Source organism: Rhodanobacter sp. C05, assembly GCF_002001165.1.
Lineage (GTDB): Bacteria > Pseudomonadota > Gammaproteobacteria > Xanthomonadales > Rhodanobacteraceae > Rhodanobacter.
This window is the reverse complement of sequence record NZ_MUNQ01000007.1, coordinates 231,311-243,822: the sequence shown is the minus strand read 5'-3', so window position 1 is coordinate 243,822 and position 12,512 is coordinate 231,311. Positions and strand designations below refer to the sequence as shown.

Annotated in this window: 13 protein-coding genes; 6 read left to right on the top strand and 7 right to left on the bottom strand. The window is 63.2% G+C overall.

Features of this window, described 5'->3' with window-relative positions; translation table 11 throughout:
* The first annotated feature begins 14 nt into the window (after nt 1-14).
* Nucleotides 15-830 carry an arylamine N-acetyltransferase gene (locus tag B0E51_RS05660; protein ID WP_077443968.1) on the top strand — a complete coding sequence of 272 codons (816 nt, stop codon included), beginning with the start codon at nt 15-17 and terminating at the stop codon, nt 828-830.
* A gap of 18 nt (nt 831-848) precedes the next feature.
* Here the strand turns inward: B0E51_RS05660 and B0E51_RS05655 are convergent, their stop codons facing one another.
* Genes B0E51_RS05655 through B0E51_RS05645 form a run of 3 tightly spaced genes read right to left on the bottom strand, consistent with a single transcriptional unit; the run spans nt 849 to nt 1,973 of the window.
* Nucleotides 849-1,079 carry an RNA-binding S4 domain-containing protein gene (locus B0E51_RS05655; RefSeq protein ID WP_077443864.1) on the bottom strand — a complete coding sequence of 77 codons (231 nt, stop codon included), beginning with the start codon at nt 1,077-1,079 and terminating at the stop codon, nt 849-851.
* Between the two features lie 40 nt (nt 1,080-1,119).
* Nucleotides 1,120-1,563: a barstar family protein gene (locus B0E51_RS05650; RefSeq protein WP_077443863.1), complete on the bottom strand. Its 444-nt coding sequence runs from the start codon at nt 1,561-1,563 to the stop codon at nt 1,120-1,122.
* Nucleotides 1,560-1,973, bottom strand: a complete 414-nt coding sequence (locus B0E51_RS05645) for a ribonuclease (RefSeq protein WP_077443862.1) — start codon at nt 1,971-1,973, stop codon at nt 1,560-1,562. The genes B0E51_RS05650 and B0E51_RS05645 overlap by 4 nt, the downstream gene beginning before the upstream one ends.
* A gap of 90 nt (nt 1,974-2,063) precedes the next feature.
* On the opposite strand from B0E51_RS05645, the gene B0E51_RS05640 reads away from it, so the two are divergent.
* Nucleotides 2,064-2,474, top strand: coding sequence for a VOC family protein (locus B0E51_RS05640; protein ID WP_217333068.1), 411 nt, complete (start codon nt 2,064-2,066; stop codon nt 2,472-2,474).
* A gap of 26 nt (nt 2,475-2,500) precedes the next feature.
* On the opposite strand, the gene B0E51_RS05635 is transcribed toward B0E51_RS05640, so the two are convergent.
* Together B0E51_RS05635 and B0E51_RS05630 are read right to left on the bottom strand one after the other, a co-directional pair.
* Nucleotides 2,501-3,346, bottom strand: a complete 846-nt coding sequence (locus B0E51_RS05635; protein ID WP_077443861.1) for a DUF72 domain-containing protein — start codon at nt 3,344-3,346, stop codon at nt 2,501-2,503.
* Complete coding sequence (locus tag B0E51_RS05630) at nt 3,343-4,149, bottom strand: phosphatase PAP2 family protein (RefSeq protein ID WP_077443860.1); 807 nt, start codon at nt 4,147-4,149, stop codon at nt 3,343-3,345. Before B0E51_RS05630 ends, B0E51_RS05635 begins: the two co-directional genes overlap by 4 nt.
* Before the next feature lie 173 nt (nt 4,150-4,322).
* On the opposite strand from B0E51_RS05630, the gene B0E51_RS05625 reads away from it, so the two are divergent.
* The 4 genes from B0E51_RS05625 to B0E51_RS05610 all read left to right on the top strand — a co-directional run bounded on the left by B0E51_RS05625 (nt 4,323) and on the right by B0E51_RS05610 (nt 9,348).
* Nucleotides 4,323-6,011 (top strand): serine hydrolase, encoded by a 1,689-nt coding sequence (locus B0E51_RS05625; RefSeq protein ID WP_077443966.1) that lies wholly within the window; start codon nt 4,323-4,325, stop codon nt 6,009-6,011.
* An 86-nt stretch (nt 6,012-6,097) separates the two neighbouring features.
* Complete coding sequence (locus B0E51_RS05620; RefSeq protein ID WP_077443859.1) at nt 6,098-6,835, top strand: nuclear transport factor 2 family protein; 738 nt, start codon at nt 6,098-6,100, stop codon at nt 6,833-6,835.
* A 79-nt stretch (nt 6,836-6,914) separates the two neighbouring features.
* Nucleotides 6,915-8,570: an alpha/beta hydrolase-fold protein gene (locus B0E51_RS05615; RefSeq protein ID WP_077443858.1), complete on the top strand. Its 1,656-nt coding sequence runs from the start codon at nt 6,915-6,917 to the stop codon at nt 8,568-8,570.
* A 274-nt stretch (nt 8,571-8,844) separates the two neighbouring features.
* Nucleotides 8,845-9,348: a DUF3761 domain-containing protein gene (locus B0E51_RS05610; RefSeq protein ID WP_077443857.1), complete on the top strand. Its 504-nt coding sequence runs from the start codon at nt 8,845-8,847 to the stop codon at nt 9,346-9,348.
* A 62-nt stretch (nt 9,349-9,410) separates the two neighbouring features.
* On the opposite strand, the gene B0E51_RS05605 is transcribed toward B0E51_RS05610, so the two are convergent.
* Both B0E51_RS05605 and B0E51_RS05600 read right to left on the bottom strand, forming a co-directional pair.
* The gene (locus B0E51_RS05605) at nt 9,411-9,839 is read right to left on the bottom strand and encodes a VOC family protein (protein WP_077443856.1); all 429 of its coding nucleotides are present in this window, start codon (nt 9,837-9,839) and stop codon (nt 9,411-9,413) included.
* Nucleotides 9,840-10,001: 162 nt separating this feature from the next.
* Nucleotides 10,002-12,413 carry a DUF3772 domain-containing protein gene (locus tag B0E51_RS05600; protein ID WP_077443855.1) on the bottom strand — a complete coding sequence of 804 codons (2,412 nt, stop codon included), beginning with the start codon at nt 12,411-12,413 and terminating at the stop codon, nt 10,002-10,004.
* Nucleotides 12,414-12,512 lie beyond the last annotated feature (99 nt).

Genomic DNA, 12,512 nt, shown 5'->3' with positions numbered 1-12,512 from the left:
CCATGGATCTGAGCATGAGCGAACCCATCGACCTGGATGCCTACCTCCGGCGCATTGGCCATGTGGGCGCCGTCGTACCGCAGCTGTCGACCCTACACGCACTGGCGATCGCCCATGTGGCCGCCATTCCGTTCGAGAATCTCAATCCGTTGCTAGGCCTGCCGGTCGATCTGGAGCTGGCTGCGCTGCAGCGCAAGCTGGTGCAGGACGGCCGTGGCGGTTACTGCTTCGAGCAGAACCTGCTGTTCGCAGGGGTGTTGCGGGCCATCGGTTTCGAAGTGTCGGGGTTGATCGCGCGGGTGCTGTGGAACCAGCCGGAGGATGCGGTTACCGCGCAGACCCACATGCTGTTGCGCGTCGAGCTGGCGGGCGAGAGTTGGCTCGTCGATGTCGGTTTCGGCGGCCAGGTACTTACCGGAGCCCTGCGCCTGCAGGCCGATATCGAGCAAGCCACGGCCCACGAACCGTTCCGGCTGATCATGCGGGATGGCGACTGGCGCATGCAGTCGCTGGTGCGCGGGCAGTGGTTGTCGCTATATCGCTTCGACCTCAAGCCAAGCCAGCCGGTCGACTACGTGGTGGCCAACCACTATGTGTCCACGCACCCGGCGTCGCGATTTGTCGGCAACTTGATCATGGCGCGCACCGCAGCCGATCGGCGCCTGAGCCTGCTCAACCGCGAGTTCACGGTACGCCGCCTGGGACACGAGCCCGAACGGCACACTTTGCGCGACAGCGCGGAGATACGCCGTGTCATGGAACACGAGTTCCTGTTGCGCGTGCCTGATTACGCTGACCTCGACCGACGATTGGACAACCTGCCGTCGTGATTCCTGCGGCTATCCGGATTATTCCGCGCCCGAATCGGCCAGCACGTGGATCTCGATCTCGTCGATGTTGACCACCTGGCCCGCGTGGATCTTGCAGGTCTTGCGCAGCTCGATCTGCTTGTCCACCGAGACGGCGCCGGTGGCAACGATGGCCTTGCCGGCGCCGCCGCTGTCGCACAGGCCAGTCAGCTTCAGCAGCATGTTGAGCTCGACGTAGGTGCCTTCCAGTTCGAATTCGATGGTTTGCATGATGTTCCGGCATTTCAGGGGTGCATAGGGTGACACAGCTTCAGGCGCTGGCGTGGCGGCTGTCGAATGCGTCATCGGGCAAAGTCAGGAAGGCGAACCACGGTATCTCATGCTCGGCGCCGAACGTCGCCGCGTCGTCGAGAATGCCGAGCAGGATGTTGTAGTCGGCTTCGGCGGCCTGGCGCAGTTCGTCGGCATGCTCGAACAGCAGCACATAGCCCCAGGCCGGGATCCAGTGCAGATCGCGCAGACAGTCGGCCAGCGCATCCCAGTTGTGACCGAACGAGGCCGGCAAGGACAGCGATACCGCAAGACGCCGCAACAGTTCGTCCTTGTCGTGACAGCCAGTCAGGTCGGTGCGGCAGACGTGCAGCTCATACTGCCGGGCGGTTTTGGCCAGGCGATCGGGATCGTGGGCGCCGACGAAATACACGCCGCTCTGGGTCGGTCGGGTCAGGTCCGGATCGAGACCGTGTGCGGTCACTGGCTTACCTTGAAACTGCGGAAGCTGTGGTAGTGATCGTCGGTGTAGTAGTAGATCTCGGGTGGCGTGCCACCGGTGATGATGCGCCGTGTGCCGCGCGTACTCGCGCCAGGTGTTTCCACCGTGTACTCGTGATAGTAGCCACGCGGCTGGGCCGGTAGCAGGTGTTCGTAGTTGCCGAACACCACACCATCCTGGCTGTGCGGGAACGGGCCGCCGCGGGCGATCAGGTCCAGTGTGGCATGCGCTTCCGGTGGCAGGAATGTCGGCAACGCTGCAGCTGTGCCGTCGCTGACGGTTGTCGTTGCGGCTTGATTCGGCAGGCTCGGCGGCGCGGGTGTGTGCTGCCGCCACAGCACCATGGCAACGACCAGGGCAGCGAGCAGGATCAGCGGGGTGAGTCGACGCATGCGGATGGGCCGGTGTGGGGCAGGTGTCGAGCTTAATGCAGGCTGCGCCCGTCGATACAACGGCAGGTGACAGCGAGGTGTGATTGCACGATGCTGACGCGTTGCCATCCATCCACTGCACTGGAGATCGCCATGATCGGTTACGTCACTCTGGGTACCAACGACATGCCGCGCGCGGCAGCGTTCTACGACGAGCTGTTCGGCGAGTCTGGTGTCAAACGCCTGATGGAAAGCGATCGCTACATTTTCTGGGGCGTGTCCTTTGACAAGCCCAGCCTGGTCATGATCAAGCCGTTCGACGGCCAGCCTGCCAGCGTCGGCAATGGCGTCATGGTGGCGCTGGTGATGAACAGTCGCGACAAGGTGGATCGGTTGCATGCCAAGGCGCTGGCACTGGGTGGCAGCGACGAGGGCGCGCCGGGCGAGCGCGGTGACGGCTTCTACGCCGGTTATTTCAGGGATATCGAAGGCAACAAGCTCAACGCGTTCTGCATGGGTTGAGGCATGCGACCGGCTGCGCGCTGCATTCAGCGGCTGCCGTCGACACGTGACTGCAGCGCCATCGCTGCGGCCGGATTGCGATGCTTGGCGCTGCTGATGAAGAACACGAACACGTCGCGTGGCCGGTTCGCCGGTGGCAGAGCGGCTGCATGCGGCAGTTCACCAATGTCGTTGCCCGCAGCCCAGCCATGTGCGTGTTCGGCCCAATGATCCAGTGCCTCAGGTGCATAGCCGGTGGAAATCCCGTCGGCGCTGCGCATCAACCGCGCATACGTGAAATCACCGGTGAGGTCGGCCAGCGACGGGTAGTCGGGTGAATCGGTGAATACGGTCGGCACCGCATGGCTGCGCGCCAGTGCCACGTAGCGCTCATCCATGAAGCTGGGGTGGCGCACTTCGAGCACATGCCGCAGCGGCTGGCCATTCAGCTCGCGTGGCAGCGCATCGAGGAATCCCGCCAGGTCTTTGGCATCGAATGGCCGCGATGGCGGCAGCTGCCACAGGATCGGTCCCAGCCGGTCGCCCATTTCAGCCAGACCGCCGTGCACGAAGCTGCCGATGCCCTTGCCGACCTCGGCCAGTCGCTTGCCTTCGGTGATGTAGCGCGGCGCCTTCAGCGAGAATACAAAGTCGTCCGGGGTCTCCGCCGCCCACTTGGCGTAGGTCGCTGCTTTCTGCGCGCCGTAATAAGTGCCGTTGATCTCGATCGTGCGCAGCTGGCGGCTGGCGTATTCCAGCTCACGCCGCTGCACCAGTCCGGCCGGGTAGAAGTTGTTGCGCCACGGCGCGTAGTTCCAGCCGCCGATGCCGACGCGGATGCGCGGACCACTGGAAGAGGCTGGGGCGAACAGGTCGCCATTCGATAGGCTCATCGGCGTGGTTTCCCGGCAAGACTGCGCACTGTGTCGCGTCGACGTAGATGCTCTGCCAGCCCGATGCACAGCATCAGCCACGTCAGGCCGCAGGCATAGCCGGCGACGACGTCGCTGAAATAATGCGCCTGCAACAGGATGCGGCTGAGGCCGATCAGGCCGGCCGGCAGAAGAGTGGCGGCGATCACCACGCGATGCCAGCGCGGTGGCAGCAGACGGAGCAGCACGTAGGCAAGCATGCCGTAGAACACGGCGGAGCTGATCGCGTGACCGCTCGGAAAGCTCCAGCCGACATCGGTGACGAAGCGTGGGTCATGCGGCGGCCGTGTCCGCTGGAAGCATGCCTTGATGCCGTGGGCGATGGGCAGAATGCCGATTTGCGCGATGGCCCAGCAGGCCGACAGGCTCCATTGCCGACGCAGCAGCAGGATCAGCAGCATCAGCGTGGATGCCGTGACCACCCATGGCGTGCCACCAAGCAGGCTGACGGTGGAAAGCACAGGCAAGGCGGATGGCGGCAGCTGGGTGTGGATGTCTGCGGCAAGGGCGGTGTCGAAGCGCACCAATGCACCGGGTTCGCCGATGGCGAATGCGATGGTGGCGAACAGCAGAGCTGCCAGTGCGCCCAGCGTGGCTATGGTGCGCGACTGCATCACGTCCGGCTGGCGGCCATCAGCCACGGCGATCACGCGCCGACGTGCGCTGCACCGCCAGGCCAGGTTGCCGGCCAGCACGGCCAGCAACGGCAGGAGAGTCCATAGCAGCAGTGCATGGGTCGCGATCCAGTCCACAAGGGTGTTCATTTCGTCCTTCAATCCTTGGTGCACTACAGCAGGTTGCGCATCGTGCAAAGGGTGAATGATCGGTGCTGACGCTCGACGCGTCGAGAGGCTGCGTTGCGACCCATGACTTCCAGCGCTGGCCTCAGCTTGCGTTTGCCGCGATAGTGGCCCGCTTCCAACCCGTGGAGTCGCTGATGTCCCTGCGATACCTTCCCCCGCGTCTGGCGGGATGTTGCGCATTGTTCGTGTTCGCCACTGCCGTGCTGGCACAGACGCCTGCGGTCTCGACGACAACACCGGCGACGACCACGTCATCCACTGCACCTGCTCTGCCTGGGCAGCTGCAGGACTTCGGTGCATACGTCGACAGCGCGCGCAAGACATTCGACGTGCCGGGCATCGCCGTGGCGATCGTCAAGGACGGCAAGGTGGTGATGGAGCAGGGCTTCGGCCTGCGTGAAATCGGCAAGCCGGACCCGGTCGACGCGCACACGCTGTTCGCGATCGCCTCCAACACCAAGGCGTTTACTGCCGCATCGCTGCAGCAGCTGGCCGAGCAGGGCAAGCTGAAGATGGACGATCGGGTGATCGACCACCTGCCGTGGTTCCGCATGTCCGAGCCGTACGTGACACATGAAATGCGTATCCGCGACCTGCTGGCGCATCGCAGCGGCCTCTCGCTCGGCGCGGGCGATCTGCTGTACTGGCCGCCGACTTCCTACACCACGAAGGAAGTGGTCGAGCGGCTGCGCAACGTGCCGATCAAGAACAGCTTTCGCAGCAACTACGCCTACGACAACATCCTGTTCGCGGTGGCCACGCTGGTGATCGAGCAGGCCTCCGGCCAGAGCTATGCCGACTACGTGCGCGAGCACATCTTCCAGCCGGTCGGCATGGACGAGTCGCTGATCGACAAGACCTATCTCAAGCCCGGCATGGACGTGGCGATCGGTCACGCCAAGGCCAACTTCAAGGACCTCGAGCCGGTGCCGCCGATGGCCTGGCTCAACGATCCCGGTGCCGGTGGCATCTATGCCAGCGTGCATGACCTGGCCAAGTGGATGAACGTGCAGTTGGACGGCGGCGTGTTGCCGACCATTGGCGCGGACGGCAAGCCGGTCCGATTGTTTTCCGCGGACAGCCAGCAGCAGATGTGGTCGATGCTGACCCCGATCACCATTGGCAAACCACCGATTCCGGAGCTGGCTCCGCTGGTGCCGCACTTCTACGGCTACGGCGAGAGCTGGTTCCTGTCCGACTACCGCGGCCAGCGGCTGGTCTGGCATACCGGTGGCTGGCCGGGCATGGTGTCGCGCGTGACACTGGTTCCCGAGTTGCATCTGGGTGTCGTGGTGCTGACCAACCAGGAATCCGGTGCTGCATTCAATGCAGTGACTTACCGCGTGCTCGACGCCTATCTGAATCCGGACAAGAAGACGGCGGCTTCATTGACGGACTGGGTGGCGGTGTACGACAAGGCGGTGAAGCTCGGCGAAGCCAAGGCTGACGACAGCCTGGCCAAGCATGAAGCTGCTCGCGACAAGAACAGCAGGCCCTCGCTGCCATTGGCGCAGTACGCCGGTACCTATCGCGATCCGTGGTACGGCGACGTCATCATCAGTCACGAGAACGGCAAGCTGCGTCTGCGTTTCTCGAAGACCGCGCAGCTGGTCGGCACGATGACACCGTGGCAGCACGACACTTTCACCGTGCGCTGGGACGATCGTGCGCTCAACGCCGATGCGTTCGTCAACTTCAGCATGGATGTGGACGGCCATATCCGCGAAGTGCGCATGCAGCCGATGTCGCCATTGACCGATTTCAGCTTCGATTTCCAGGATCTGCGGCTGGCTCCACTCAAACCTGCTGCCGAAGAAGAGTGAAGATCAGGAGTTTGCCCGGCGTACTCGTACGCAGGCGGACCTTCTGTTCGATGTCGTGATTCCACAACCCATGCTAGGGGGTTCGCATGTCATACCGTCATCGTGTCCTGTCCATCGTCACCCTGTTCGTACTGCTGGTGGGTTGTTTGCCAGCATTTGCCGCGGAAGATGTCGCTGCGCTGATCAAGCGTCAATCGCAGGAGTTCTCCGATGCCTCGGCCAGCGGCAATGCTGCCGTGCTCGATCGCTATCTCGATGATCGGGTGACCTTCATGATCGAGGATGGCAGCGTGGTGTCGAAGCACGACATCGTTGCCAGCGCTGGCCCGGCTCCGAACGGCATGTCCAACCGTCTCGTGCAGACCGATTTCAACGTCGAGGTCTATGGCACGGTGGCGGTGACGCGCTTCACCGACCAGTCCACGGTCACCGTGGCCGGGCAGGTGTCGCATACAGACTATCGTTCGACCGAGGTATGGCAGAAGGAGGCTGCCGGCTGGCGCATGATTTCCAGCCAGACCATCGCCGTACCGCAGGATCCGCCAGCCATCACGTTGCCGACGACGGTGCTGGATGAATACGCCGGTACGTACAAGGCAGGTCCGGATTTCACCTACGTGATTGCCCGTCATGGCGACGAGCTCACCGGTGCAGTGAATGGCGGCAAGCCTTATGCGATGAAGGCGGAACTGAAGGACGTGTTGTTCACGCCCGGCCAGCCACGACTGCGCCGGATCGTTCAGCGTGGTGCTGACGGCAAGGTGGTTGGCGTCATCAGCCGGCGTGATGGCCACGATGCGCTGGTGCTGAAACGGACAAGTTAAGCTGCACGGAAGTGGCGCGCGACCTGGCTGCAGGCAAGACGGTGCGCTTTCGAACATTCGATCACCAAAGGGGCTCGTGATGCACTATCGCCGTCATGCTGTTGTTGCGTTGCTGTGTCTTGGGTTGCTGTCCGGCACGGCCATCGCGCGGCAGGATGCGCCTGCGGTTGCCGCCCATCGCATCTTCCACGTGCAGCTTGGCGCCGCTTCGGCACAGCCAACCTCGGGTCGACTGCTGTTGTTCGCGATCGAGGCGAAGACCGCCGAAGCCGAAGCAAAGGCAGACTCCGACGGCAAGAGCAGCGTGGTGGATGCGGTTGACGCCAATCCGTTCCGTGCCACCGAAACCAGCGTGGCTGCGCGCGAAGTGAGCCATTGGATGCCGGACCAGAGCATCGACATCGATGCTGATCGGTTGGCGTTTCCCGCCGGCTATTCGCAACTGCCGCCGGGCGATTACTACATGCAGGCAGTGCTCGACGTCGATCACAGCTACAACTACACCGGTCGTGGCGCTGGCGATCTGGTCAGCGAGGTGGTGAAGGTCCATCTGCCAACGAGCAGCATTCCGACGCTGACCCTGGTCAAGGCGTTGCCGGCACGCGATCCGTGGGTGGTGCCCGCATCGGCGGCAGCATCGATGCGCGAGGCGGTCGCAGCGGCGCGCCTGCATGCGACGCTGGTGGACTTCACCAGTCCTGTGCTGAGCGCGTTCTGGGGGCGTCCGATCCACATGCGCGGCTGGGTGTTGACCCCGCCGGGTTACGATGCCAAGGCCACCAGGCGCTACCCCACGGTGTATTACACACAAGGGTTCGGCGGCAACAACGATCGCGTCATGGGGCCGTTGTCGTACGTGAATTCGGCGATGGCAAAGGGCGAGATGCCGCCGATGATCTGGGTGTTCCTCGACGAGTCGAGTCCGACCGGCACGCACGAATTCGCCGATTCGGTGAACAACGGTCCGTGGGGGCGCGCGCTCACCGAGGAACTGATCCCGCAACTGGAGTCGCAGTACCGGATGGATGGTCGCCCGAACGGGCGTTTCCTCAACGGGCACTCCTCCGGTGGCTGGGCCACGCTGTGGCTGCAGACGCGTTATCCGAAAATCTTCGGCGGAACCTGGTCGACCTCGCCCGATCCCGGCGACTTCCATGACTTCACCGGCATCGACCTGTATGCACCGGATGCCAATGCCTACCACCGGACTGACGGCTCGACGTATCCGCTGGTGCGCGACCATGCCAAGGTGCTCGGCACATTCGAGCAGTTCGCGAAACTCGAGCGTGTGCTTGGCTCCTATGGCGGCCAGCTGGCCTCGTTCGAATGGGTCTTCTCGCCACGCGGCAGGGATGGCCAGCCCGAGCCGATGTTCGACCGCGACACTGGCGCTGTCGACCCAGCGGTCGTTGTCTACTGGCGCGATCACTACGACATCGCGTACCGACTGCAGCAGCAATGGCCACAGCTCAAGGCCGATCTGGACGGCAAGATCCATCTGTACGTCGGCACCGCCGATACGTTCTATCTGGATGGCGCCGCGCACAAGCTGCAGGCGGTGCTGGACGGCTTGCATGCAAAGTCCGCCTTCCATTTTCTGCCGGATCGCACACACTTCGACCTGTACAAGCAAGGTGAGGATCGGCAGGGTCTGCTCAAGCAGATCAGCTGGGAGATGTATGCGACTGCGCGGCCGGGCTCGACGTTGAAGACGCCCGTGGCGGCTGGGCCCTGAGTGTTGACGGATGGCTGATTCGCAAGTTATTTCGACGCAGCCATCCGCCAAATGAACGCCTGAAACTCTCTATGCCTCGCTGTCACGATTTTGCGGCATAGTCATGATGCAGGCACGCGTTGCGGGTGCCTGGGTGTCGTCACAGGCAGTCGCATACCGCGTGATGCGGAAGGCAACCGGCATGGGACAGACAAGGCGGGAAGGGTGGCCCACACACAGGCTGATCGCGGTTACCCGTTCCGCTATGCGAATTCACGTTGGAGGGAGTCCTAAGATGAAATCGTCAGCTTTGTTTGCAGTGGCGCTGGCCTGTCTGTTTGCCGGTTCCGCCGTTTATGCGCAGCAAGCCTCCGCGCCTGCTGGTTCCACCGGCCAGTGCAAGGACGGCAGCTACTCCAGTCAGGCCAGCAAGAAGGGTGCGTGCAAGGGGCACAAGGGCGTGAAGGAGTGGTATGCCGCAGCGAGCACACCAGCTGCTGCAGCGGCTCCGGCCGCAGCTGCAGCCCCCGCAGCACCAGCCGCCGCAGCTGCGCCAGCCGCGGCTGCAGCTCCAGCTGCTGCGGCAGCACCCTCCAAGATGGGTGCGTCGGCACCAGCCGCCACAGCAGCAGCGGGCGGTGGTCCGGGCCAGGTATGGGTCAATACCGGCAGCAAGAGCAAGGCGTATCACTGCCAAGGCAGCAAGTGGTACGGCACCACCAAGCAGGGCAAGTACATGAGCGCCTCGGACGCGGCGGCAGCGGGTTATCACGCGGCCAAAGGCGAGAAGTGCTCGTAATCCGCGGTTTCGACCGCTAGGCATCAACAACGGGCCGGTTCACGCCGGCCCGTTGTTTTGTTTCATGACGCATGCCATGGATCGTAGCTGCCAAAAGACCATAGATGGCCTTCCGGGTCGCGGCAGCTGTAGCCGGCGCCGCCATAGTCCTTCTCGGCGTAGTCGTCGACGATCACCGCGCCCATGTCCCTGGCCTGCTGATAGTGCGACTTGCAATTGGCGACGACCACATAGGGGCATTGCGTCTCGCGGCCACCGACCTCTTCGGGCTGCGCCATGTGCCGACCAAATTCATTGTCGCGCACGTCACCGAGCATGATCATGCCGCTGCCGTAAGAGAGTTGGGCGTGTTCGACGCCGCCCTGGTCGTTCTCGTAGACGGCATGCTTTTCGAAACCGAAGGCCTTGCACAACCAGTCGATCGCGGCATGGGCGTCGCGGTAGCGCAGGCCGGGAATGATCGTGCTGCCGGTTGTTGCGGATGTGGGCATGGCGGTGACTCCGGTGGCGGGAACCGGACATCAGGCTAGCGCTGTGGCAGGTTGCCGTCATGTGAAGCTGTTTCGACAGGGAACCGCGAAAAACCAGATGACGGGAAAAAGGCGGTTATTCGAGGTCCCGGTCAATCGCTACATCGTCAATGCGAGCCGCACTCAATCCTTGTCGTCATTGTTTTCGGCAATCGGCGGCAGGTTGCGCACCACCATGCTCTGCGGACTCGTCATCGGCAGCTTGGCGTCGCGCAGGCGTTCGAGCGTCTCGAACAGCAGATCGCTCTTCACGCTGCTGACATCGCGTGGGCTGTTGACGTAGGCGGTGCAGCTGAACAGCATCGAGCCGCCATCGAGGTTATCCAGCTGCACGCTTGGCGCCGGTGCGCCGAGTGTGCCGGGATGCGCACGCAAAACCTCCAGGATCAGTTCGCGCGCCTTGCTCGCGTCAGTGTCCAGCGGCATCGGCAGCTTGATCTGCACGCGACCCTGCGCATTGGCCAGGGTCACGTTGCGTACGTTCTGCGTGATGAACTGCGAGTTCGGCACGATCATGGTGGAGCGGTCGCTCATCTGGATTTCGGTGGCGCGCACGTTGATACGACGGATATCGCCCTCGACGCCGCCGATGCTGACCCAGTCGCCCACCTTCACCGGACGCTCGGCGAGGAGGATCAGGCCGGAGATGAAATTCTGCACGATCGCCTGCAGGCCGAAGCCGATGCCGACCGAGAGCGCGCTGGCCATCCAGGCGATGCTTTGCAAATCCACGTTCAGGCTGGCGAGTGCCAGCACGAATACCAGCACGCCGCCGACATAGCCCAGCAGGGTGATCATCGAGTTCTGCATGCCCAGATCGAGCGAGGTCTTCGGCAGCAGCTGATCGCTCAACCAGCGCTTGAGGACGCGCAATACAATCAAGCCGAGCGCGGACACCAGCGCCGCATCGAAGATGTTGCCAGGCACGATCTTGAGCGAGCCCAGTGAGCCACCCGACAGCAGGGTGCCAACACGTCCCACCAGTTCCTGCGGTCCGGCGCCAAACGGTGCCAGCACGATTGCCACGGCCAGTATCAGCAAGACTGCGCGGGTAATACCGGAGAGCAGTGTGCCGGTCTGTTCCAATGCGCTTGCAGGCAAGCCGAAACTGCTCTGCATGCGCTTGCCAGTGCGTCCCTTGGGCGCGAACACCGTGTCGAAGATGTCATCGATCAGATGCATCAGCAGGTACAGCGTCGTCAGGATCACGCCGACCCACAGCATTTGTCGCGCGATAAAGAACGCGAAGGCGATGTAGCCCGTGGCCACGCCGAGCAGGGTGATGCCCACGCCGACATAGGCGGCTGCCAGCACCAGGCCTATCCATAGCGGACGTTGTCCGGGCACGTCGCCAATAGCCAGCGTGGCGCGCCGCGACTGACCCAGGCGCAGCAGCGCGCTACCCACCAGCAACCCGATCATCACGGCGAGCAACCCGCGCGTGGTTACCGTGAGTGCAAGGCTGGCACCGATCGCGCTGTTGACATGTTCGATGACGCCTGGCAGCAGCGCTGCACCGCCCAGCAGCCAGGGAAATGCGCGCAGCCGATGTGCGGCATCGTCGGACAGGCTCGAAAGTCGCCACGACGGGCGCTTGTTGGAAAGCATCGCACGGCCCAGGCCGGTCATGAAGGCAGCGAAAGTCACCAGCTGCACCAGCTTCCGCGCCAATTCGTCCTGGTCGTCGTTCAGCAGATCGTTCCAGTTCAGCGCGAGATAGGCGAAATGTGCGGTCAGTCCGATCGCCAGCGTATAGGCCAGCGTTATCGCGATCGCCAGCGCACTGCGCCGCAGTCGGCCAGCGGGCATGCGGTTGGTGGTCACATCCACCAGCAGGCGTTCGATCAGCCAGCGCCCCACGCTGAGCAGCAATACGGCAATGATCAGGCACAGCACGAACGGCGTGCGATTGGGTGGTTGCCAGGCTTGTCTGACCACCGCCGAGGCATCGCTGCCCAGTCGCGCGGCACGTGTCGCATCATCTGGAAATGCCTTGATCGGATCGGCCCAGAAGGCGCGACTGAATGGCGTGGCTGTGCGTGAGGCGAGCTGGGCCTGAAACTGATCCACCCGCAACTCGGCGACGTGGGCTGCCAGCTGGGTGGCTTCCGTGCTGAGCGAATTGGCCTGCTTGATCTGGCCATCCAGGTCATTCTTGGCTTTGTCCAGCTGCCGGCGTTGCGTACTGAGTTCGGTTGACTCGGCTGGCGTTCCCTTGGCGGGTGGGGGACCGAGTACGTCCAGCCGCGCCTGCAGGCTGGCGGATTGCGGCATCAGGTTGGAGCCAACTTGCTCCGCTTGCTGCTGTATGGCGAGCGCACTGGCACGCACGTCGGTCAGTGGTACATCGCCCTTGCTGGCATCCACCGTGGCCTTGATGCTGTCCAGTTGGGAGCGCAACTGGGCGAGTGTCTGCGCGGGAGTCTGTGCTGGTGTCGTGACAGTTGCAGTCGCATTCGAGGTGTCTTGCGCCAACAAATGGCTGCTGGGCAGCGCCAGCAACAGGACGAGGAGATAACGGGACAGGGTAGGCATTCGCCGATGATCACGGCCCGGTCGCAACGGGTCAATCGAAATGACCCGCGCGATGTTCCGGCTTTGACGTGGTGTTCAGGCTTGGCGATCCACCGCGCC

Bases quoted from the DNA above. Each gene is read 5' to 3' on its own strand.
- B0E51_RS05660 (WP_077443968.1), top strand. From the start codon at position 15: ATGAGCGAACCCATCGACCTGGATGCCTACCTCCGGCGCATTGGCCAT.
- B0E51_RS05645 (WP_077443862.1), bottom strand. From the start codon at position 1,973: ATGCGTCGACTCACCCCGCTGATCCTGCTCGCTGCCCTGGTCGTTGCC.
- B0E51_RS05625 (WP_077443966.1), top strand. From the start codon at position 4,323: ATGTCCCTGCGATACCTTCCCCCGCGTCTGGCGGGATGTTGCGCATTG.
- B0E51_RS05655 (WP_077443864.1), bottom strand. From the start codon at position 1,079: ATGCAAACCATCGAATTCGAACTGGAAGGCACCTACGTCGAGCTCAAC.
- B0E51_RS05630 (WP_077443860.1), bottom strand. From the start codon at position 4,149: ATGAACACCCTTGTGGACTGGATCGCGACCCATGCACTGCTGCTATGG.
- B0E51_RS05600 (WP_077443855.1), bottom strand. From the start codon at position 12,413: ATGCCTACCCTGTCCCGTTATCTCCTCGTCCTGTTGCTGGCGCTGCCC.
- B0E51_RS05615 (WP_077443858.1), top strand. From the start codon at position 6,915: ATGCACTATCGCCGTCATGCTGTTGTTGCGTTGCTGTGTCTTGGGTTG.
- B0E51_RS05605 (WP_077443856.1), bottom strand. From the start codon at position 9,839: ATGCCCACATCCGCAACAACCGGCAGCACGATCATTCCCGGCCTGCGC.
- B0E51_RS05610 (WP_077443857.1), top strand. From the start codon at position 8,845: ATGAAATCGTCAGCTTTGTTTGCAGTGGCGCTGGCCTGTCTGTTTGCC.
- B0E51_RS05640 (WP_217333068.1), top strand. From the start codon at position 2,064: ATGCTGACGCGTTGCCATCCATCCACTGCACTGGAGATCGCCATGATC.
- B0E51_RS05620 (WP_077443859.1), top strand. From the start codon at position 6,098: ATGTCATACCGTCATCGTGTCCTGTCCATCGTCACCCTGTTCGTACTG.
- B0E51_RS05635 (WP_077443861.1), bottom strand. From the start codon at position 3,346: ATGAGCCTATCGAATGGCGACCTGTTCGCCCCAGCCTCTTCCAGTGGT.